This window comes from Bradyrhizobium sp. SPXBL-02 (assembly GCF_051853065.1).
Taxonomy (GTDB): domain Bacteria; phylum Pseudomonadota; class Alphaproteobacteria; order Rhizobiales; family Xanthobacteraceae; genus Bradyrhizobium.
This window is the reverse complement of record NZ_CP182474.1, coordinates 48,866-68,845: the sequence shown is the minus strand read 5'-3', so window position 1 is coordinate 68,845 and position 19,980 is coordinate 48,866. Positions and strand designations below refer to the sequence as shown.

The window sequence follows — 19,980 nt, the reverse complement described above, 5'->3', positions numbered from 1 at the left end:
CGCCGTCCGATTCAGCCCAAAAAACGACGGCGGTTTGCGCGAATCTGGAAATATTTGGGTTTGATTACGGCGGCGCGGCGGAATGCACCGCAATTTTGCTCGCGATGGTTGAGAGGATTTTACGATGCGGCGGCAGGCGCAGCTTTGCGATGTCGCGGTCGTCGACGCTGCCCGTCTCGCCCGCCGCTGTCATTCCCCGCGACCCGGCTACGCCAAGGCTTCGCCGAGGTTTCGGTCTTGGGCACGCCGAAGCTTGAGCGTAGGCGGCAAGCGGGGAATCCAGTACACCGCGGCGTCTCGGCTAGATCACTAACGTCTCTGGAATAATGGATCGCCCGGTCGAGCCGGGCGATGACAGCTGTGGATGTTGAAACAGCGTCGCGATGACATCGCGATCACGGATGCAGGATCACCTTGCCCATAGCCTGACGGCCCGCGAGCACCTTCAACGCATCCGCGGTCTGGGCCAGCGGGAAGGTGCGGTCGACATGCGATGAGATCTTGCCTTCCGCGGTCCACTTCACCAGCTTCTCGAGATTGGCGCGATTTTTCGCCGGGTTGAGCCGCGTCCAGGCGCCCCAGAACACGCCGCGGATGTCGCAGCCCTTCAGCAGCGCGAGGTTCAGCGGCATCTTGGGAATGTCGCCGGCCGCAAAGCCGATGACGAGGAAGCGGCCTTCCCATGCGATCGAGCGCAGCGCCTGTTCGGCGTAAGCACCACCCACCGGATCGAAGATGATGTCGACGCCCTTGCCATTGGTGAGCTTGCGCAGGCCTTCCTTCAGATCTTCCTTGGCGTAGTTCAGCGTCAGCTCGGCGCCATGCGCTTTGGCGAATTCGAGCTTCTCGTCCGACGAGGCGCAGGCGATCACCTTCAAGCCCATCAGCTTGCCGAGCTCGCAGGCCGCAAGGCCGGTGCCGCCAGCTGCACCCAGCACGGCGAGCGTCTCGCCCGGCTTGGGGCTGGCGCGATCCTCCAGCGCGTGCAGCGCGGTGCCGTAGATGATGATGATGCCGGCCGCGCGGTCGTAGTCGAGACTGTCGGGGATCTTCACGATCGATGCCGCCGGCAGCGCGATCTTCTCGCGGGCGCCGTTGTGGCCGCAGGAGGCGACGACGCGGTCGCCGACCTTGAGGTCAGTGACGCCGGCGCCGATGCTCTCGATCACCCCGGCAACTTCCGCCGCCGGCGAGAACGGGAATGGCGGCTTGATCTGGTACTTGCCCTGGATCATCAGGATGTCGAAGAAATTCAGCGCCGCCGCCTTGATCGCGATGACGGCTTCGCCGGGCCCTGCCACCGGATCCGGCACCTCAGTCAGAACGAGGTCGTCGGGCTGGCAATATTGCGAGCAGAGGATGGCTTTCATGGCGGCACCTTGAGAGCGTTTCGAGTGGAATTATAGTTGGGTCGTTTCTGCCGGATTTACTGCGGCCGGACAATCCGGATTCTTTGTCTCGGACCACGCGACGGCCTAACCTCCCGTCATTGCGAGCGCAGCGAAGCAATCCAGAGTCCGCACCGCGGAAATAGTCTGGATTGCTTCGCTGCGCTCGCAATGACGAAATTCGCGGAGAAAGGATTCAAACGATGTTTGAAACAAGCCTGCTCGAGACCAAGCGCATCCTCATCACCGGCGGCGGCTCGGGCCTGGGCGCCGCGATGGGCCGCCGCTTCCTCGCGCTCGGCGCCGAGCTCGTGATCTGCGGCCGCAAGCTCGATCGCCTCGAGGCAACGGCGCGCGAGATGCGCGAAGAGACCGGCGGCAGGGTCACCGCGATCGCCTGCGATATCCGCGACGGTGCGGCCGTCGACAACATGATGGATGCGATCTGGCGCGAGGCGCCGCTCGACATTCTCGTCAACAATGCCGCTGCCACCTTCATCGCACAAAGCGAGCATCTCTCCTTCCGCGCCGCGGATGCGATCCTGGCGCCGACGCTGCACGGCGCGATGTATTGCACGCTCGCCGCCGGCCGGCGCTGGATCGAGGCCAAGCATGCCGGCGTCGTGCTGTCGATCCTGTCGACCTCCACCATCACCGGCCGCGCCTTCACGGTTCCCTCGGCAATGGCGAAGTCGGCGCTGCTGGCGATGACCAGGAGCCTTGCGGTGGAATGGGGCCCGAAGCGCATCCGCACCGTCGCGATCGCGCCGGGCCCGTTTCCGACCGCAGGGGCCACCGGGCAGCTCCGTCCCGAAGGCCGCGACGAGGGCTGGTCCTCGCGCAACCCGCTTGGGCGCACCGGCGAGCACAGCGAGCTGGCCGATCTCGCCAGCTTTCTGGTCTCGGACCGTGCCGCCTACATCAATGGCGAGATGGTGGTGATCGACGGCGGCGCGCATTTGCGCAGTTCCGGTGCCGAGGATCTGCTCGGCTGGACCGAGGCGCAATGGGCCGCTCAACGCGCCGCCAGATCCAAGGCGTAACCGCCGCCGATACCGCTAACTGCCTTCCCAAATTGGACTTTCCCGGCTATCCCTGGCCGGGGACAACGCGCGCTCGGGCCATCTTCCAGTCACAATATTGAGGGAACCACTGCGGCATGTGGCGGGTGCTGATTTTAGCTTTGACGACTGGCGTGGCGGCCGGGGGAATCGCCGTTTCTGCGCGGGCGCAGACGGCGCAACCGGCGCCCAAGTCCGGTTCTGCTCCGAAAGAGGCGACCCCCAAGCCGGCGGCGCCGCCGGCCAACACCAACGCAAAGGCGACCCCGAAGCCCGAGAGCAAACCGGCGGCCCCGGCTGCGGCAGTTGCGGGGGGCGCGGAGCCGACCCTGATCGGGCAGTTCGGCACCTGGGGCGCCTATTCGGCGACGCCGAACGGCAAGAAGGTCTGCTTCGCGCTGGCCAAGCCGTCGTCGTCGAAAACCAACCCGCCGAACCGGCCGCGCGATCCCGCCTATGCCTTCGTCTCGACCCGGCCGGCCGAGAAGGTCAACAACGAAGTCTCGGTCATGATCGGCTATGCGCTGAAGCCCGGCTCGGAATCGACCGTCGAGGTCGGCGGCGCCTCCTTCGCCATGTACACGCAGGGCGACGGGCTCTGGATCAAGAACGCGGCCGAGGAGGAGCGGATGGTCGAAGCCATGCGCAAATCCGCCGATCTCGTCGTCAAGGGCGTCTCGGCCAAGGGCACCGAGACGACCGACACGTTTTCGCTGAAGGGCCTCGCCCAGGCGCTCGACAAGATCGCGCAGGACTGCAGGCGTTAAGACTGCGGGCGTTAAGTCTGCTGGCGATAAGGTCGCAATCGGCGGTTCCGGTTGCTATATAGGGGTATCCCAAAGGTGCTGCCGTCATGGCCGGGCTTGTCCCGGCCATCCACGCGCTGGTTCCGGCGGGGAGAACGTGGATGCCCGGGACAAGCCCGGGCATGACGAGACAGCAGCAATCTCAGGCAACCGATGACCGAGCCGCACAACGCCATCCTGGTGGAGAAGACTCCGCTCGAAACCTATGTGCCGCCGGCAAAACCGTCGCTGATCGGCCTGTCGCGCGCCGAGCTTGCCGATCGCCTCGGCGAGATCGGCGTCGCACCGGCCCAGCGCAAGATGCGGGTGCAGCAGCTGTGGCACTGGATCTATTTCCGCGGCGCCCAGAGCTTCGATGACATGACCTCGATCTCGAAGGGCATCCGCGCCGATCTCGCCCAGCATTTCACCGTGGACCGGCCCGAGGTCGTGGCCGAGCAGATCTCCAACGATGGCACCCGCAAATGGCTGCTGCGTCTGCCGAGCGGCGACAATGTTCAAAAGGCGCACGAAGTCGAATGCGTCTACATCCCCGAGACCGACCGCGGCACGCTGTGCGTCTCCTCGCAGGTGGGGTGCACGCTGAACTGCGCCTTCTGCCACACCGGCACCCAGCGCCTGGTGCGCAATCTCACCGCCGGCGAGATCGTAGGCCAGGTGATGGTCGCGCGCGATCGCCTCAACGACTGGGCCGATCGCGAGGACGGCACGCGCCGCGTCACCAACATCGTGATGATGGGCATGGGCGAGCCGCTCTACAATTTCGACGCGGTGCGCGATGCGCTTCTGATCGTCGGCGACAACGAAGGCATCGGCATCTCCCGCCGCCGCATCACGCTGTCGACCTCGGGCGTGGTGCCGAACATCGTGCGCGCCGGCGAGGAGATCGGCGTCATGCTCGCGATCTCGCTGCACGCGGTGCGCGACGAGCTGCGCAACGAGCTGGTGCCGCTCAACCGCAAATATCCGATCAAGGAGCTGCTGCAGGCCTGCCGCGACTATCCCGGCGCCTCCAACGCGCGCCGCATCACCTTCGAATATGTCATGCTCAAGGGCGTCAACGATTCGCTCGACGATGCCAAGCTGCTGGTGAAGATGCTCAAGGGCATTCCGGCCAAGATCAATCTGATCCCGTTCAATCCCTGGCCCGGCACCGCCTATGAATGCTCGGACTGGGACCAGATCGAAAGGTTCTCCGAATACATCTTCAACGCCGGCTATTCCTCGCCCGTGCGCACCCCGCGCGGCCGCGACATCCTCGCCGCCTGCGGCCAGCTCAAGTCGGAGACCGAAAAGCTCTCGGCGCGCGAACGCCAGGCGCTGCGCGCCATGGCGATGACGGATTGAGTTGTTCATGCCGTCGCTCTCGCATTCCTGTCATTGCGAGCGCAGCGAAGCAATCCAGACTGTCTCCGCGGCGGCAGTCTGGATTGCTTCGTCGCTGCGCTCCTCGCAATGACGACTGAGTTGGCATTTTCGTCATGTCCCTGATCGGCCGCCTCGTCGTCATCTTCATCGGCTTTCTCGCCGCCTGTTTCGTCGGCGGCATGATCGTCGTCGTCGCGCTGCTGTTTCCGGAATTCGCCGATCTCGGCGCCGGTCCGGTCGATCAGGGCACGATCGACATCCTGCTCGGCTTCGGCTTCATCTTCGTCTCCGGCTTCGCGCTGGTGCCGGCGGCGGTGATCGTCGCGATCACCGAAGCGCTCTACATCCGCAGTGCGATCGCCTATGCCGTCGGCGGGGGCCTCGTCGGGCTCGCCTGCTATCTCGGCCTTATTCCCTTCCACGCCGACACGCTGCAGTTCGAGGGCATCGTGCGGCGTCACCTGGAAATCATGACGGGTGCCGGCATCGTTGCCGGCGTGGTCTACTGGCTGATCGCCGGCCGCAATGCCGGCGCCTGGCGCATCCCGCCGCCCCCGCGCAAACCGCCGCCGCCATTGCCGTCGAATTCGCGGCCGGATTGAGACGCCGTCATTGCGAGGAGCGAAGCGACGAAGCAATCCAGGGTCCTCTGCGGAAAGATTCTGGATTGCTTCGCTTCTGCCTTCGCTCTTCGAGCTACGGCGGACAAGTCGCTCGCAATGACGGATTCCGGGGTTTCCATCCCCTTCCCACTCCGCTAAACCGCGCGCCATGAACCGGACTGGACTCTTCATTGCCCTGGCGCTGTGGCTCGTCATCGGCGTCGCCTTCGGCCTTTATCCCGAGCTCGACCTCAAGCTCGCTTCGCTGTTCTTCGACCCCGAGACCAGGACTTTTCCGCTCAAGCTGAACGAGTGGGCCGGCTTTGCGCGCGATGCGGCGATGTGGATCGCCTGGGCGTTCGCCCTTCCCTCGATCGTCGCGCTCGTGGTCAAGATGGTCCGGCCCGACCGGCCGCTGATGGTGCCCGGGCGCACGATCATTTTCCTGCTGGTCACGCTGATCATGTCGGCCGGCATTTTGACCAACCTGACGTTCAAGACTTATTGGGGCCGCCCGCGCCCGGTGGTGGTGACCGAGTTCGCGGGCGACCAGCAATTCGTGCCGTGGTGGGATCCGCGCGGCGGCTGCGGGCGCAATTGCTCGTTCTTCTCCGGCGAAGGGGCAACGGCATTCTGGACGCTGGCGCCGGCCGCGCTGGCGCCGCCGGCGTGGCGGCCGCTCGCCTATGCTGCCGCCGTGGTGTTCGGTGCCGTCACCAGCACCCTGCGCATGGCCTTCGGCGGGCACTTCTTTACCGATGTCTCGATCGCCGGCCTCGTCACCTTCGTCGTGATCTGGTTCGCCTACGCGCTGATTTACCGCTGGCCGCGGACGCGGTTCTCGGACGAGGCGGTGGATGCCGCCTTGACCCGGCTGAACATGCCCGCCTACCGGCTCCGCCAGCGCCTGTTCGGCCGCAAGACCGGCCCCGAACCCTCGGTTTGAGCCATTAAAGGGGTGCCGAGCCCCGCGAAATTTGATATTCGCGCGGTCAAACCCGCCTGTCACCTCAGCTTGAGACCCGATTGGAAGCCCCATGACCACGATCCTGAAAAGCCTGCCCAAGGGTGAGAAAGTCGGCATCGCTTTTTCGGGCGGCCTCGACACCTCTGCGGCGCTGCTCTGGATGAAGCAGAAGGGCGCGCGCTGCTACGCCTACACCGCCAATCTCGGCCAGCCCGACGAGGCCGACTACAACGAGATCCCGCGCAAGGCGATGGAGTTCGGCGCCGAGAAGGCGCGCCTGGTCGACTGCCGCACGCAGCTGGTCCATGAAGGCATCGCCGCGATCCAGTCCGGCGCCTTCCATATCTCGACCGGCGGCATCACCTATTTCAACACCACGCCGCTCGGCCGCGCCGTGACCGGCACGATGCTGGTCGCGGCCATGAAGGAGGACGGCGTCAACATCTGGGGCGACGGCTCGACCTTCAAGGGTAACGACATCGAGCGCTTCTACCGCTACGGCCTGCTCACCAATCCCGGCCTGAAGATCTACAAGCCCTGGCTCGACCAGCAGTTCATCGACGAGCTCGGCGGCCGCGCCGAGATGTCGGCGTTCATGACCGCGCAGGGCTTCGCCTACAAGATGAGCGCCGAAAAGGCGTATTCGACCGACAGCAATCTGCTCGGCGCCACGCACGAGGCCAAGGATCTCGAAAGCCTCGACAGCGGCATCAAGATCGTCAACCCGATCATGGGCGTGCCGTTCTGGCGCGACGATTGCGCCGTCAAGGCCGAGAAGGTTGTGGTGCGCTTCGAGGAAGGTCAGCCGACGGCTCTCAACGGCCAGACCTTCTCCGATCCAGTCGCGCTGTTCCTCGAAGCCAATGCGATCGGCGGCCGCCACGGCCTCGGCATGAGCGACCAGATCGAGAACCGCATCATCGAGGCCAAGAGCCGCGGCATCTATGAGGCGCCCGGCATGGCGCTGCTGCACATCGCCTATGAGCGCCTCGTCACCGGCATCCACAACGAGGACACGATCGAGCAGTACCGCATCAGCGGCATGCGCCTGGGCCGCCTGCTCTATCAGGGCCGCTGGTTCGATTCGCAGGCCCTGATGCTGCGCGAAACCGCGCAGCGCTGGGTTGCCCGCGCCGTCACCGGCGAGGTGACGCTGGAGCTGCGCCGCGGCAACGATTATTCGATCCTCAACACCGAGAGCCCCAACCTCACCTATGCGCCGGAGCGGCTCAGCATGGAGAAGGTCGAGGACGCCGCCTTCACGCCGGCCGACCGCATCGGCCAGCTCACCATGCGCAACCTCGACATCGCCGACACCCGCACCAAGCTCGGTCTCTATTCGAAGACCGGCCTGTTGTCGGGCACTGAAGGCTCGCAGATATTCCGGCTCGAGAGCGACAAGGGCTGACGCTCTCGCTGTCGTAGGCTGGGCAAAGCGAAAGCGTGCCCACCATCTTTCCGCAACCGAGATAGTGGTGGGCACGGCGCTCTCGCGCCTTTGCCACCCTACGATTACTGACGTCCCGTAGCCCGGATCGAGCGAAGCGAAATCCGGGGCCGCTGCCAAGCCGATGAGATTCCCGGATTGCGCTTCGATCGATCCGGGCTACGGGCTTAATGACGGTGTCATGCTCGATCGCTAGCTTCCTGTGTCCATCGGAACGGAATTGCGGAGCATCAAACATGGTCACGAGATCGGCACTCGCCTCTCTCATCGTCCTTTGCTGGACATCGTCGCTGCAGGCGCAGACGATCTATCCGATCGATCGTGCCGAGATCCTCACTGGAGCCAAATTCGACTTCAAGGTCGAGCTTCCCGGTCTGGTCGATCCCGCCAAGTTGAAGGTGACGGTGAACGGCGCGGATTATGCGGCCGCGTTCGGCCGTTCCGGGAGCTTCATCGAGCGCGAGGACGGCAAGGAGCAGTCGGCCCTGATCCTGCGCGACGTCACGCTGACCAAGCCCGGCAGCATCGTGGTCGACGTGAACGACGGCACGCGCCAGCGCAGCGTCACATGGACGGTCTACGACACCGGCGCGCGCAAGGCGAAGAACGTCATCCTGTTCATCGGCGACGGCATGTCGCCGGCGCATCGGGTCGCCGCGCGAATCCTGTCCAAGGGGATTTCGGAAGGCAAGAGCCGCGGCAAGCTCGCCATCGACGACATGCCGCATATGGCGCTGGTGGCAACCGCCGGCTCGGACTCGATCATCACGGATTCCGCCAACTCGGCGAGCGCCTATGCGACCGGGCACAAGAGCGCCGTCAATGCCCTCGGCGTCTATGCCGACCGCACCGCAAGCCCGCTCGACGATCCCAAGGTCGAAACCATCACGAGCCTTGCCAAAAGGCAGCTCGGCATGGCGATCGGTATCGTCACCAATACCGAGATCGAAGACGCGACGCCGGCGGCGATGGTCGCGCACACCCGTCGGCGCGCCGCCTATGACGACATCGTCGAGCAGTTCTTCGCGGCGAAGCCGGATGTGATGATGGGCGGCGGCAGCGCGAATTTTCTGCCGAAGTCGGCTACCGGCTCCAAGCGCAAGGACGAGACCGACTACATCGCGAAGTTTCGCGATGCCGGCTATCAGATGGCGACCACCGCGGGCGAGCTCAGCGCCGCTGCCGCAAAACAGGAGACGAGCCGGCTGCTCGGCCTGTTCGCCACCGGCAACATGGACGGTGTGCTCGACCGCAAATTCCTGAAGGGCGGCGGCGTCAGGAAATTCCCCGAGCAGCCAGACCTGACCGAGCAGGTGCAGGCGGCGCTGAAGATCCTCGCGAAGAACGAGAGCGGCTTTTTCCTGATGGTCGAATCCGGAATGATCGACAAATACGCGCATTTGCTCGACATGGAGCGCGCCGTCTACGACACGATCATGCTCGACAACGCCGTGCGTCAGACGCGCGAATGGGCGCGCGCACGCGGCGACGATACTCTCATCCTGGTGCTGGCCGATCATAATCATCCCAACAGCCTCGTCGGCACGGTGAATGACGACATGGGCACGACGCCCAACGTGCCCTTGCGCGAGCGCGTCGGAGTCTACGATCAGGCCGGATTTCCCAACTATCCCGCGCCGGATGCGGAAGGTTATCCGTCACGCGTCGACGTGAGCCGGCGGCTTGCCATCTTCTCGGCGAGCCTGCCCGACCACTACGAGACGTTCCGTCCGAAGCTCGACAATCCCAACGAGCCGACCGTCAAGGCCGGCGACGACGGCACCTACAAGGCCAACGACAAATACAAGGAGGTCCCGGGCGCGGTGCTGCGCCCCGGCAATCTGTCGGCGCTGGTCGGCGCCAGCGTGCATTCGGGCGAGGACGTCATCCTGACCGCGACCGGACCGGGCAGCGAGCGCGTGCACGGCTCGATGGACAATACCGACGTGTTCCGTGTCATGGCCGATGCGCTGGGATTGGCTGCGCGACAATGATGACGGGTCGACTGCCAATCTGGGCACAACTACATGCCTGCCGCACGCGAGCGCGGCAGGGCGGCCGCCCTGGTTCGCTCACGCTCTATGAATTTACGACGAGTGAGGCGGCGTGAAGACCAGCTTCACAAAGCTGCGGAAGAGCAGGATCTGTCGCTCCAGCCGCTTCGGGTCGTTGAGCGTCTTCGACATGATGATTGCGCCGTCGACCACGCACGAGATCATCTCCGCGAGATCGTCAAGGTCCATCGGCTCGCGGGGCGGATAGACGGCGGCGATCCCGTCGAGAATTTCGCGGAAGTGCGCATTCCAGCTCCGGACCGATTGCGCGGTCAGATTGCGAACATCGCGGTCGAACAAGCGCTCCTGATAGCAGATGCTGGCGATCAGGCAGCCGGGATGGCCGTTCGGCAGATCGGCCATGACTTCGGCGAGCAGTTTCAGCGAGATCAGGAACGACTGCAGCGGGTCGTCGGAGAGCTCACGTCCGCGCCTGAAGATCTCGTCGAACAGGCGATCATTCGTATCCACGTAGCGGCGCAGCATCTCCCGTGCGAGCGCGTTCTTGTCCTTGAAGTGATAGAAGAAGCCGCTCTTGGTCAGTCCGGCCTCGGCAATGACCTCCTCGATCGAGGTGGCGCCGAAGCCCTTTGCGAGCACCGCCGCTTCCGCGATTTCGAGAATGCGCTCGCGCGTCGCATCGCCCTTTCCCATCGATGTCTCCAGAACTGTACCGACGGTGCGGAAATTGGCCCTTGGGACCAAGCACCTCTCCGAGTGACTCGTGCAAATCTTTGATTTGTCTACGCTTGCCGGTGGAAGTTCAGCCGCACCACGGGGCTTCTAGAGCGACGCGACATTATGCGGCACCAAATGCCGCGACCGAACACGGGCATGGCGCGACCGAATGAAGAGAGCGGGCCCGTCCAAATGATGGAGCGATCAATGGCCAGATACAGGCATGGTCTGCCGCAGCGCGGCGGCGGCATTTTCCTGACCGACGGCGGCATGGAAACAACCCTTATCTTTCACCACGGGCTGGAGCTGCCCCACTTTGCGGCATTCGTGCTGCTCGACAGCGCGGATGGCCGCGCGCACTTGAGGCAGTACTACGAAGCCTATCTGCGTATCGCGCGGCAGCATGGGCTCGGCTTCGTGCTCGACAGTCCGACTTGGCGCGCCAACCCTGATTGGGGCGCCAAGCTCGGCTATGATGCGGCCAGGCTCGAGGCCATCAACATGCGCGCCATCCGCTTCCTCGACGAATTGCGCGGTGCTTGGGAGGCCCCCGGCACGCCTTGCGTCATCAACGGCGCGATCGGTCCGCGAGGCGACGGCTACAAGGCCGGCAACATGGACGCGGCGGAGGCGGAAGCCTACCACTTGGGCCAGATCGCGGCCTTTGCCGAGGCCGGCGCCGACATGGTGACTGCATTCACGCTGAACAGCATCAACGAAGCCGTGGGCGTGGTCCGTGCAGCCCAGAGACAGAACATTCCGGTCGCGATCTCTTTCACGGTCGAAACCGATGGCCGCCTCGTCCGGGGAGAGTCGCTGCGCGAGGCGATCGAGGCGGTCGACGACGCAACGGAGCGGGCTTGCGAATACTTCCTGATCAATTGCGCACACCCAACGCACTTCGAGAGTGCACTCGCTACAGGCGAGGCTTGGGTCCAGCGCATCCACGGCATTAGAGCCAATGCATCGGTCAAGAGCCACGCCGAGCTCGATGAATCGGAGGCGCTAGACAGTGGTGATCCCGCAGATCTCGGCCGCCGCTACCATTTGCTCAGGCGCGCATTCCCCGGCATGCGCATTCTCGGCGGCTGTTGCGGCACTGATCACCGGCATGTTGCCGCGGTTTGTGAGGCATGTCTGCCGTCGGAAGCAATGACGGCGTGATAAGAAAAATGGCCGGGATTGCTCCCGGCCATTTTCTTTTTGCGAAGGTCCTACTGGCGCGGCGGAGGCGCCGCATTGGCCTGGCCGCCGTTGAGCAACGGCGTGATACGTCGGACGGTGACGCGCCGGTTGATCAGGCTCGGCCCCTGCGTCTGCTCCTTCAGGTATTGCTCGCCATAGCCCTGCGACGTCAGGTTTTCCGCGGGCACATTGAACTGCTGCGTCAGCAATTCGGCTGCGGCCTGCGCGCGGCGGTCCGACAGCGACAGATTGTCGACCTCGTTGCCGACCGCATCGGTGTGGCCCTCGATCAGGAACACCTCCTGCGGGTTGGCCTGGAGCGCCTGGTTGATGCCGTCGGCGATCACTTGAAGCCGCGCCGCCTGGTCCGGCGGAATGGTCCACGATCCCGTCTCGAAGTTGATCGTGTTGACGTCGATGCTCGGCATCTGCATGCGAACATTCGGGCTGTAGCGGATCTCGTCGAGCGAGTAGCGCCGATCGATCCGCTGCACCGGCGGAGCCCGCATCGTTTCGTAGATCACCTGCGGCGGCGCCTCCTGGGCGTCGACGATGTAGCGATCGTAGGGAATGCTGACCACCGGCGGCGGCACGTCGACGTAGAAGCCGCCGACCGCCCGCGGATCGCGGTAGGTGTTGTCGATGATCACGATCTCGCGTCCGCGCGGGTCCCTGCGGATACGACGGAGCAGCGAGCCGTCCGGCCCGACCACGGTGATCACCTCGCTGCCATCGGGACGGATCACGACGGTGCGGGTTTCGCCGCCGACGGTGTCGGTGCGGATGTCGCGGGCGCCGTAGCGGAAGCGATAGAGATCGTTGCCGCGGACATAGGCCTGGCCGCCCGGATCGCGGATGATGATGCGGTCCGGCTCGGTGTAGACGGTGCGGCCGCCTTCGACGACCTCGCGTCGCTGGCTATGGAGATCGGCGATGGTGGCGCCGATCACGGCGCCGGCCACCACGCCGGCACCGATCGCGAGCGGCGTCAGGTCACGCTGTTGCGGACGCGGCGGCGGCGGCAAGGGCGCTGCGACCGTCGGCGCGGCGCGGAACGCGGGCGCGACCGTCGGCGGTCTGTATTGTGCCCTGTCGGGCGGCGGCGCTGCGGCGGGCGTGCCGGGGACCACGGTCGGAGCCGCGGCGCCGGCGGGAGGTGCCGGCGGCCGGGCAGGGGCACCCGCCTGCGGGGGCGCAGCCGGAGTCCCGGCGGCGGGCGCGCCGGCAGGAGGCGTTCCACCCTGTTGTCCCGGGGCTGGCGTCGCCGTCGGAGCCGGGGTGGCGCCGGGTGCGGGCGTTGCCGACCCCGGTCGTCCGGCCGGCGGCGGCGGAGTGCTGCCGGGCGCCGGCGTGGCCGTTGGCGCGGGCGTGGCGCCCGGGGCCGGTGATCCCTGAGGGGGTGGCGGCGCGCCAGGACGTACGCCGGGCGGAGGTGCGCCGGGGCGACCAGCCGGCGGTGCGCCGGGCGTGCTGCCCGGAGCCGGCGTTGCGGTCGGTGCGGGTGTCGCCGTCGGAGCCGGCGTTGCTGCCGGCGCGGGCGCGCCGGGGCGTGCCGTGGGCGCAGCTGTCGGAGCAGGCGGTGTTGCCGTCGGCGCAGGCGCGGGCGTCGGCCGGGCCGGCGGAGCCGCTGCCGGAGGCGGCGGCGGAGGGGGCGGGGTCGGGCGAGCCGCAGGCGGCGGCGTGGTCGGGGCCTGCTGCTGCGGCGCCGCCGCGGGAGGCGGCGGGGGAGCCGGGCGTGCGGCAGGCGGCGGCGCCGGCGGTGTGGGAGCGGGCCGCGCGGCAGGGGGAGGCGGAGGCGGCGGTGTCGGGGCGTGCTGCTGCGGCGCCGCGGCCGGAGGCGGCGAAGGCTGCTTCGGAGCAGCAGGCGGCGGCGGGGGCGGCGGAGGTGCCGGACGGGCCGCAGGGGGAGGCGGAGGCGGTGGCGGCGCTGCCGGGCGCGGCGGGGCAGCTGCCGGCGGGGGCGCTGCAGGCGGGTGGGGCGGTGCTGCCGCGGGCGGCGGAGCCGCGGGGCGCGCGGGTGCTGCAGGCGGCGCGGCTGCGGGCGGTCCCTTCGGCGGCTGCTTCGGTTTTCCGTCAGGGCCCGTGTCTTGCGGCTGGGCCTGCGCGACCACGAGCGGCGCGGCGTCTTGCGCATGCGATGCGGTGTTGGCCAATTGCATCGCGGTCAGAGCCGTCGTCGCAAGCAGCACGAAACGAAGGTTGGTCATGGTGGTGAACTTCCCCGGAAGGTTCTTTGTCGAAGTGTCGTGATGAACGGCTACGCGTTAGGCCGCATTGTGGCGGGCGATGCAACCGCGGCTCGATTTATTTCTGCACGCAAATCATCTCACTATGGCAACGTTCATTGCGCATTCAGAAGCTGGTTGCAATCGCCTTGCACTCGTTGGCCCTTTCACACGTGATCCCGCGGCGGAATTGCATCCGTCGCAGGATTGGGCGTAAGCGGTCCATGCGGGCCGCGCGATGGAATCTCTTCAGGCATGCGGCCCGGCAATTCGTCGGGCCGCGGCGGCGAGCCGGGCTCGCGCACCGGCGGCGTGATTTCGGGCTGCGGATTGCCGGGCGGGATTCCGGGCGGTGGCTCAGTTGGCGTAGCGGGCGTCGAGGGCGGAATCTCGGGCGGTTCGATCGGCATCGGCACCATCGGGATCGTTGTGCAGAGAACAACAACGACGGCGCAGCGCCGATGTTCCGCGCCACCCGCTTCGAAGCCCGGTTTATTCCGGCGTGTGGCAGACCGCCTCGATATTGTGGCCGTCGGGATCGAGCACGAAGGCGCCGTAATAGTTCGCGTGATAATGCGGGCGGATGCCGGGCGGACCGTTGTCGCGGCCGCCGGCCGCCATCGCCGTCTTGTAGAATGCATCGACCGTGGCGCGGTCCTTGGCGCGAATGGCGACATGCACCGGCTTGTTCATCGCGCCCTCGCCGCCGATCCAGAAATCGGGCTTGCCCTCGGCGCCGAAGCCCGCGGCCGCAGCGTGACCGGTCTGCTCGGCCGTGACTTCCATGATCAGGCTGTAGCCGAGCGGCGCCAGCGCCTTCACGTAGAACGCTTTGGCGCGCTCATAGTCGGAGACGGAGAAACCCAGATGGTCGATCATCGCTAACCTCCCTTGTTCGTCCCTGTCAGCGGGACAGAAACGTATTGCTTCGTGTCTTCCGCACGATCGTAAAGCCGCGCCCGACCATGTCGGCAATACAATCCTGCTGCCATTCGTTTTGTGACAGATGCTCGATCACCACCGCCCGCGGCCACAGCGATTGTGGCGCGTCGCGGAAGAAGCCGATCAGCACGCGGTCCTCGAAGCCCTCGACGTCGATCTTGAGCGAATCGACCTGCCCGACGCCGGCCTCCTCCAGAATGCGCATCAAGCGCAGCGACGGCACCTTGATCGCCTCGGCACTGGCCGTGCCGGTGACGACGTGGGTGGCGCCGAGATTGCCGCCGCCGCTCTCGATCATCAGCTCGCCGTCGCTGTCGCCCGCGGCGGCCTGGACCAGGCGAACCTGCGGCGTCTTCGATGCGGCGTGGTTGAAGGAGAGCCGTGCGAAGGTCAGCGGATGCGGCTCGATCGCCACCACTTTTCCTGATGGCCCGACCTGCCGTGCCATCACCAGTGCGAACGTGCCGACATTGGCGCCGACATCGACGAACACCCCGCCCGCGGGGGTGTGCTGGCGCAGGAAGTCGAGCTCGTCGAGATTGTAGTCCGGATTGAACAGCGCGCCGCGCTCGGTCGCGCTGCCCTGGTGATGGAGGCGGAACGAGGCGCCCTGGTATTGCACGTCGACAGGGCCGCTGCGCAGCAGGTTGACCAGCCGCGACATCCAGGGCCGGAACGCGCCGCGCTTCAGCCCGGATCGTTGAGCGAGGCGGATGATTGCGGCCTGCGCCGCATTGGGCGCGAACGCGCCGAACGGCGCGGACGAAGGGGCATTGTCGGACGTCAAGCAGCAGATCCTCGTTGCAGGCGCATGCATAGCCGGTTTTGCGGGGGACTCCAACGCTCGATCATCGGTGTCGTCCCGGGGCGCGAAGCGAACCTGGGACCCATAACCCCAGGGAGGAGTGTGATGCGACCCGCTCACTCCGAGTCTTCGTCAAACTTCCTTCCTGTGGGTATCGGTCCCGGATCTGCGCGCTTGGGGCGCGCTTGTCCGGGACGACGGAGAGAGCCTCACGCCGCCTTCCTTGGCGCCTTGCGCTGCCGCAAGAATCGCCCGAGCAGCCGGCGCCGGCCCTTGCGCGGAATCAGGTCGATATCGCTGACGAGCTTGGCGCCGCCCTTGCGCCGCTCCAGCACGATCTTGCGGCTGTGGAAAGCCTCCAGCTCGGCGCGGTGCGCGACGCTGACGATGGTCGCCTTGGGCAACGCGTCGGTGACCATCTTCATCATCTTGTCCTGGCTCTTCTCGTCGAGCGCGGAGGTCGCCTCATCGAGCACGACGATATCGGGGTTGTGCAGCAGCAGCCGCGCAAAGGCGAGGCGCTGCTTCTCGCCGCCCGACAAGGTCTGGTCCCATGGTCCTTCCTCCTCGATCTTCTCCTTGAGATGATCGAGGCCGACCTTGTGCAGGGCTTCGCCGATTTCGTCCAAGGTCCAGTGGTCGGCCGCGCCGGGATAGGCGACCGCCCGCCGCAACGAGCCGGAGGGCACATAGGGCCGCTGCGGCAGCATGAACAGTCGGCGATCGGCATGGAAATTCACGCTGCCGCCGCCCCAGGGCCATAGGCCGGCGATGGCGCGCACCAGCGTGCTCTTGCCGGTGCCGGATTCGCCGGCGACCAGGAGCCGCTCGCCGGGCTCGATCACCACCTCGGTCTCGCCGACCACCGCGGTGCCGTCGTCGAGCGTGACCGAGAGATCCTTCAGCTCCAGCATGGCCTCGCTGCTGGTCTCGCCGCGCTTGATGCGGCCGAGGCCATCGCCCTGCTCGGCGCGCTCGAGGCCGTCGAGCGACATCATCAATGAGGCGATGCGGCGCGCGCAGGCGTTCCAGTCGGCGAGCCGCGGATAATTGTCGACCAGCCAGCCGAACGCGCTCTGCACGATGGTGAAGGCGGATGCGGCCTGCATCACCTGCCCCAGCGTCATGGAGCCGTCGAGGAATTTTGGCGCGCAGAGCAGAAGCGGCACGACCGGCGCAACGAGGCTCGATCCTTGCGACACCAGCGTGGTGCGCATGTGCTGGCCGGCGAGCCGCGCCCATTGCCGCAGCACGTTCGTGAAGTTGCGATCGAGGCCGTCGCGCTCCTCCTCTTCGCCGCCGAGCAGTGCGATGCTTTCGCCGTTCTCGCGTACGCGTGTCAGGGTGTAGCGGAAATCGGCCTCGGCCTGGTTCTTATCCTCCGAGACTTGCACGAAGCGCCGGCCGATCACCGTGATCGATCCGGATGCGATCGCGGCGTAGAGCATCGCGGCGATCACGAGGAAGCCGGGAATGGTCACCGACGAGCCGCCGAGCGTGACGGTGAGCGCGCCGCCGATGGTCCAGAGCACGACGATGAAGGTCGCGGCCGACAGCAGCGCGGAGGTGACGCCGGCAATGAAATCGACCGGCGCGTCGGTGGCAATGCGAAGATCCTCCGCGATCCGGTATTCCGGATTCCCGTGATCGCCGCCGACGAGGTTGAGCTGGTAGTAGCGCCCGTTCTTGAGCCACCGTGTCAGCACGCTCGCGGTCAGCCAGGCGCGCCAGCGCCGCTGGATGCCCATGCGCGCGAACACCTGCACGACTGCGAGCACGATGCTGCCGATCGCGAGCGGGAAGAACATTGCGGTGAGATGGAAGACACTCGCCGCATCGCGCTTCTCGATGGCGTCGAAGATCGCACGATTCCAGACATTGATGCCGTATTGGAAGCCGACGGTCAGCACGATCAGCAGGACGAGACCGATCGAGAACGGCCAGGCGAGGCGGTCGCCGTTGCGGCCCCAGAAACCGCGGGCGCTGATCCAGAACCGCGTCAGCAGATAATCCTTGCGGACCTGCTCGGCTTCCTCCGGCGACAGTTCAGGGTCGGGTTCGACCAGCTCGGGCGGCGGCGGTGTCACGTCGTCGCCGTTCTCGCCTTGGATATCGATGATGGGCGGCTTCTTGCCCTGTTCGCGCGTCGCGGCCGGTTTGTGCATGAGCGGACAACGCGAAGGGAACTCAGCCGGTTCCCGTGAGGTTCCGCGGGCCCCTATTCGGCGGCGCCGTCCCTGACGCGCCTGATCCGGGCTGCCCGATGCAGAACGCGCGACAATTCCTCGATCGAATAGGGCTTTTGCACGAGATCGAAGCCGGCAACGCCCTCTTGCGACAGGGCCTGGCTGTAGCCGGTGGTCAGCACGACCGGCACGCCGATGCTGCGGTCGCGGATCGCTTGCGCCAGATCGAGCCCGGTCATCCCGGGCATCACCACGTCCGAGAACACGACGTCGAAGCGGTCGGCGTCCACGACGAGCTCGGCGAGCGCATCGGTCGCGTTGTCGATCAGAGTGATGCTGTAGCCGAGCTCGGTGAGGCCGTCGGCGGCGAAATTCGCCAGCTCGATATTGTCCTCGACCACCAGGACCGACATGCCGCTGCCGGCCACCGCCGGCGCCGTGTTGGGCGCCTGGCGCTGCGGCAGCAGGTCCGGCGGCACGCGCGGTAGATAGAGCGAGAAGGTGCTGCCGCGCCCCACCTCGCTCGTGACAGTCACTTCGCCGCCGGACTGTCGGGCGAAGCCGAACACCTGGGACAGGCCGAGGCCGGTGCCGTGGCCGACCTGCTTGGTGGTGAAGAACGGCTCGAAGATGCGCCCGAGCCGCGCGGCGGGAATGCCGACACCGGTGTCGCTGACGGTTACGCGGACGAAGCCGTGGCCTGCCATGCCCGGGCCAGTCGATGCCAGCGTGTCCGGAACGGCCGTCGTGGCCTCGACCTTGAAGACGATTCGCCCCTGGCCCTGCATGGCATCGCGCGCATTGGTCGCCATGTTGATCAGCGCCGTCTCGAACTGGCTGGCATCGGCATTGACGAGGCACGGCTCCGCCGGCAGCTGCATGACGATCTCGATCGCGGGGCCCAGCAGCGTGGCGAGCATGTCGTGCAGCGACTGCACCCGCGCGCCGACGTCGAACACCTCCGGCTTGAGGGTCTGGCGCCGCGCGAAGGCGAGCAGCTGCGAGGTCAGCTTGGCCGCGCGCGCCACCGAATCCGCGATGGCCGTGATGTAGCGCTGTCGCCGCTCCTCCGTCAGCTGCGGGCGGTTCAGGAGGTCGACGGAAGCGCGGATCACCGTCAGGAGATTGTTGAAGTCGTGCGCGACGCCGCCGGTGAGCTGGCCGAGCGCTTCCAGGCGCTGGCTGTGCTTCAGCGCCTCCTCGGCCTCGCGCCGCTTTGCAGCCTCCGCCTGGAGGTGCTGGGTGCGCCGCAGAGCGAGCGCCAGCAGCAGGAACAGCAGCGCGGTGGCGGGAATGCCGAACACCAGATGCTGGCCGATGGTGGCGAGCCAGCGGGCGCGGATCGCCGAGGTCTCGAGTCCGGCGCTGACATAGATCGGATATTCGGCGACGCGCCGGTAGGCGATGCGCCGCTCGATTCCGTCCGAGGGCCAGGCGACGGTGATCAGGCCGTGCTGGGGCTGGGCCGCGATTTTCTGGCCCACCGGTCCGGTCGGATCGAGCCGAAGCTCGTGGTCGAGCCGGGGAAAATGCGTGAGCATCGCGCCGTCGGTGCGGCCCATCGCAAGGAAGCTGCCGGGATCGGACCCGATTCTGGCGTAGAAGCTCTCGAAATATTCCGGCAGCACCGAAGCCTGGATCACGCCGATGAAGCGGCCGTCGTCGGACTCGCGGCGGCGGCTGACCCCGAAGAAGCGGGCGCCCTGATAGGGCGGCCGTGGCGTCAGGGCCGTGCCGATGAACGTGCCGATGCTCTGGTCGACATGGGCATAGAAGTAATCGCGGTCGGCAAAGCTCAGGTCCGGCGGCGGCGAGACGAGGCTGTTGACCAGCGCCTTCCCGTTCGCATCGAAGATCCAGGCCGATTTGAGCTGCGGCAGCGAATCGCTCAGCCGCTTCAGCCGGCGATGCAACGTCGGCTCCCGGGCGCGGATGACGTCGTCGGGCAGGCCGCGCACGACCTCGTTGAGCTCGGCGAGGCTGCGATCGATGGTCTCGAACACCTTGAGCGCGTGCTCATGGGCGACATCGACCGTGCGCTCGATCTCGCGGTCGGCGGTATCCTTGGTCGATGTGTAGGAGATCGCAGCGGCGACGGCGAACAGCGCAATCGGCAGCGCCAGGGATGCCGCCATCATCCACTGCAACAGCCTCAGCGAGTTGCGTTGCGCCCTCTGCACAGTCGCTCCGTCCCTGACGGGAGCTTAACTGAATCCCGCGTGAGGAAGGAAGCAGCTTGTGCTGGAACCGCTGGTTGTGAGCCGGA

Annotated in this window: 17 protein-coding genes; 8 read left to right on the top strand and 9 right to left on the bottom strand. The window is 66.3% G+C overall.

Annotated features, from left to right (window positions below):
* Positions 1–64: 64 nt before the first annotated feature.
* Positions 65–193, bottom strand: coding sequence for a hypothetical protein (locus tag ACNJYD_RS00300; RefSeq protein ID WP_283813647.1), 129 nt, complete (start codon positions 191–193; stop codon positions 65–67).
* 202 nt (positions 194–395) lie between these two features.
* Positions 396–1,370: an NADPH:quinone oxidoreductase family protein gene (locus ACNJYD_RS00295; protein ID WP_260381408.1), complete on the bottom strand. Its 975-nt coding sequence runs from the start codon at positions 1,368–1,370 to the stop codon at positions 396–398.
* A gap of 221 nt (positions 1,371–1,591) precedes the next feature.
* Between ACNJYD_RS00295 and ACNJYD_RS00290 the strand changes: the two genes are divergently transcribed.
* From ACNJYD_RS00290 to ACNJYD_RS00260, 7 genes are all read left to right on the top strand, one after another.
* On the top strand, positions 1,592–2,431 hold the full coding sequence (locus tag ACNJYD_RS00290) for an SDR family oxidoreductase (RefSeq protein ID WP_172789505.1): 840 nt from the start codon (positions 1,592–1,594) through the stop codon (positions 2,429–2,431).
* Positions 2,432–2,547: 116 nt separating this feature from the next.
* Entirely contained in the window at positions 2,548–3,216 is a 669-nt protein-coding gene (locus ACNJYD_RS00285; protein ID WP_172789504.1) for an invasion associated locus B family protein, read from the top strand.
* Positions 3,217–3,408: 192 nt separating this feature from the next.
* Positions 3,409–4,602 carry a 23S rRNA (adenine(2503)-C(2))-methyltransferase RlmN gene (gene rlmN / locus ACNJYD_RS00280; protein WP_212260405.1) on the top strand — a complete coding sequence of 398 codons (1,194 nt, stop codon included), beginning with the start codon at positions 3,409–3,411 and terminating at the stop codon, positions 4,600–4,602.
* Positions 4,603–4,736: 134 nt separating this feature from the next.
* Positions 4,737–5,225 (top strand): hypothetical protein, encoded by a 489-nt coding sequence (locus tag ACNJYD_RS00275; protein WP_439365034.1) that lies wholly within the window; start codon positions 4,737–4,739, stop codon positions 5,223–5,225.
* Between the two features lie 169 nt (positions 5,226–5,394).
* Positions 5,395–6,171 carry a phosphatase PAP2 family protein gene (locus tag ACNJYD_RS00270; protein WP_172789501.1) on the top strand — a complete coding sequence of 259 codons (777 nt, stop codon included), beginning with the start codon at positions 5,395–5,397 and terminating at the stop codon, positions 6,169–6,171.
* Positions 6,172–6,262: 91 nt separating this feature from the next.
* Positions 6,263–7,600: an argininosuccinate synthase gene (gene argG, locus ACNJYD_RS00265; protein ID WP_212260407.1), complete on the top strand. Its 1,338-nt coding sequence runs from the start codon at positions 6,263–6,265 to the stop codon at positions 7,598–7,600.
* 275 nt (positions 7,601–7,875) lie between these two features.
* Positions 7,876–9,633: an alkaline phosphatase gene (locus tag ACNJYD_RS00260; RefSeq protein WP_212260408.1), complete on the top strand. Its 1,758-nt coding sequence runs from the start codon at positions 7,876–7,878 to the stop codon at positions 9,631–9,633.
* 93 nt (positions 9,634–9,726) lie between these two features.
* Here the strand turns inward: ACNJYD_RS00260 and ACNJYD_RS00255 are convergent, their stop codons facing one another.
* Complete coding sequence (locus ACNJYD_RS00255) at positions 9,727–10,347, bottom strand: TetR/AcrR family transcriptional regulator (RefSeq protein WP_212260409.1); 621 nt, start codon at positions 10,345–10,347, stop codon at positions 9,727–9,729.
* Between the two features lie 231 nt (positions 10,348–10,578).
* Here ACNJYD_RS00255 and ACNJYD_RS00250 point away from each other — a divergent pair, with 231 nt between their 5' ends.
* Positions 10,579–11,535, top strand: coding sequence for a homocysteine S-methyltransferase family protein (locus ACNJYD_RS00250; RefSeq protein WP_212260410.1), 957 nt, complete (start codon positions 10,579–10,581; stop codon positions 11,533–11,535).
* A gap of 50 nt (positions 11,536–11,585) precedes the next feature.
* Here ACNJYD_RS00250 and ACNJYD_RS00245 read toward each other — a convergent pair whose 3' ends face one another.
* The 6 genes from ACNJYD_RS00245 to ACNJYD_RS00220 all read right to left on the bottom strand — a co-directional run bounded on the left by ACNJYD_RS00245 (position 11,586) and on the right by ACNJYD_RS00220 (position 19,894).
* The gene (locus ACNJYD_RS00245) at positions 11,586–13,763 is read right to left on the bottom strand and encodes an OmpA family protein (protein ID WP_439365030.1); all 2,178 of its coding nucleotides are present in this window, start codon (positions 13,761–13,763) and stop codon (positions 11,586–11,588) included.
* Between the two features lie 185 nt (positions 13,764–13,948).
* Positions 13,949–14,191, bottom strand: a complete 243-nt coding sequence (locus tag ACNJYD_RS00240; protein WP_246570841.1) for a hypothetical protein — start codon at positions 14,189–14,191, stop codon at positions 13,949–13,951.
* 82 nt (positions 14,192–14,273) lie between these two features.
* Positions 14,274–14,660: a VOC family protein gene (locus ACNJYD_RS00235; RefSeq protein ID WP_212255550.1), complete on the bottom strand. Its 387-nt coding sequence runs from the start codon at positions 14,658–14,660 to the stop codon at positions 14,274–14,276.
* 25 nt (positions 14,661–14,685) lie between these two features.
* Positions 14,686–15,510, bottom strand: a complete 825-nt coding sequence (locus tag ACNJYD_RS00230; RefSeq protein ID WP_172788007.1) for an FkbM family methyltransferase — start codon at positions 15,508–15,510, stop codon at positions 14,686–14,688.
* Positions 15,511–15,737: 227 nt separating this feature from the next.
* Complete coding sequence (locus ACNJYD_RS00225) at positions 15,738–17,693, bottom strand: ABC transporter ATP-binding protein/permease (protein ID WP_212255552.1); 1,956 nt, start codon at positions 17,691–17,693, stop codon at positions 15,738–15,740.
* 53 nt (positions 17,694–17,746) lie between these two features.
* Positions 17,747–19,894: a hybrid sensor histidine kinase/response regulator gene (locus ACNJYD_RS00220; protein WP_212255553.1), complete on the bottom strand. Its 2,148-nt coding sequence runs from the start codon at positions 19,892–19,894 to the stop codon at positions 17,747–17,749.
* Positions 19,895–19,980: the final 86 nt, after the last annotated feature.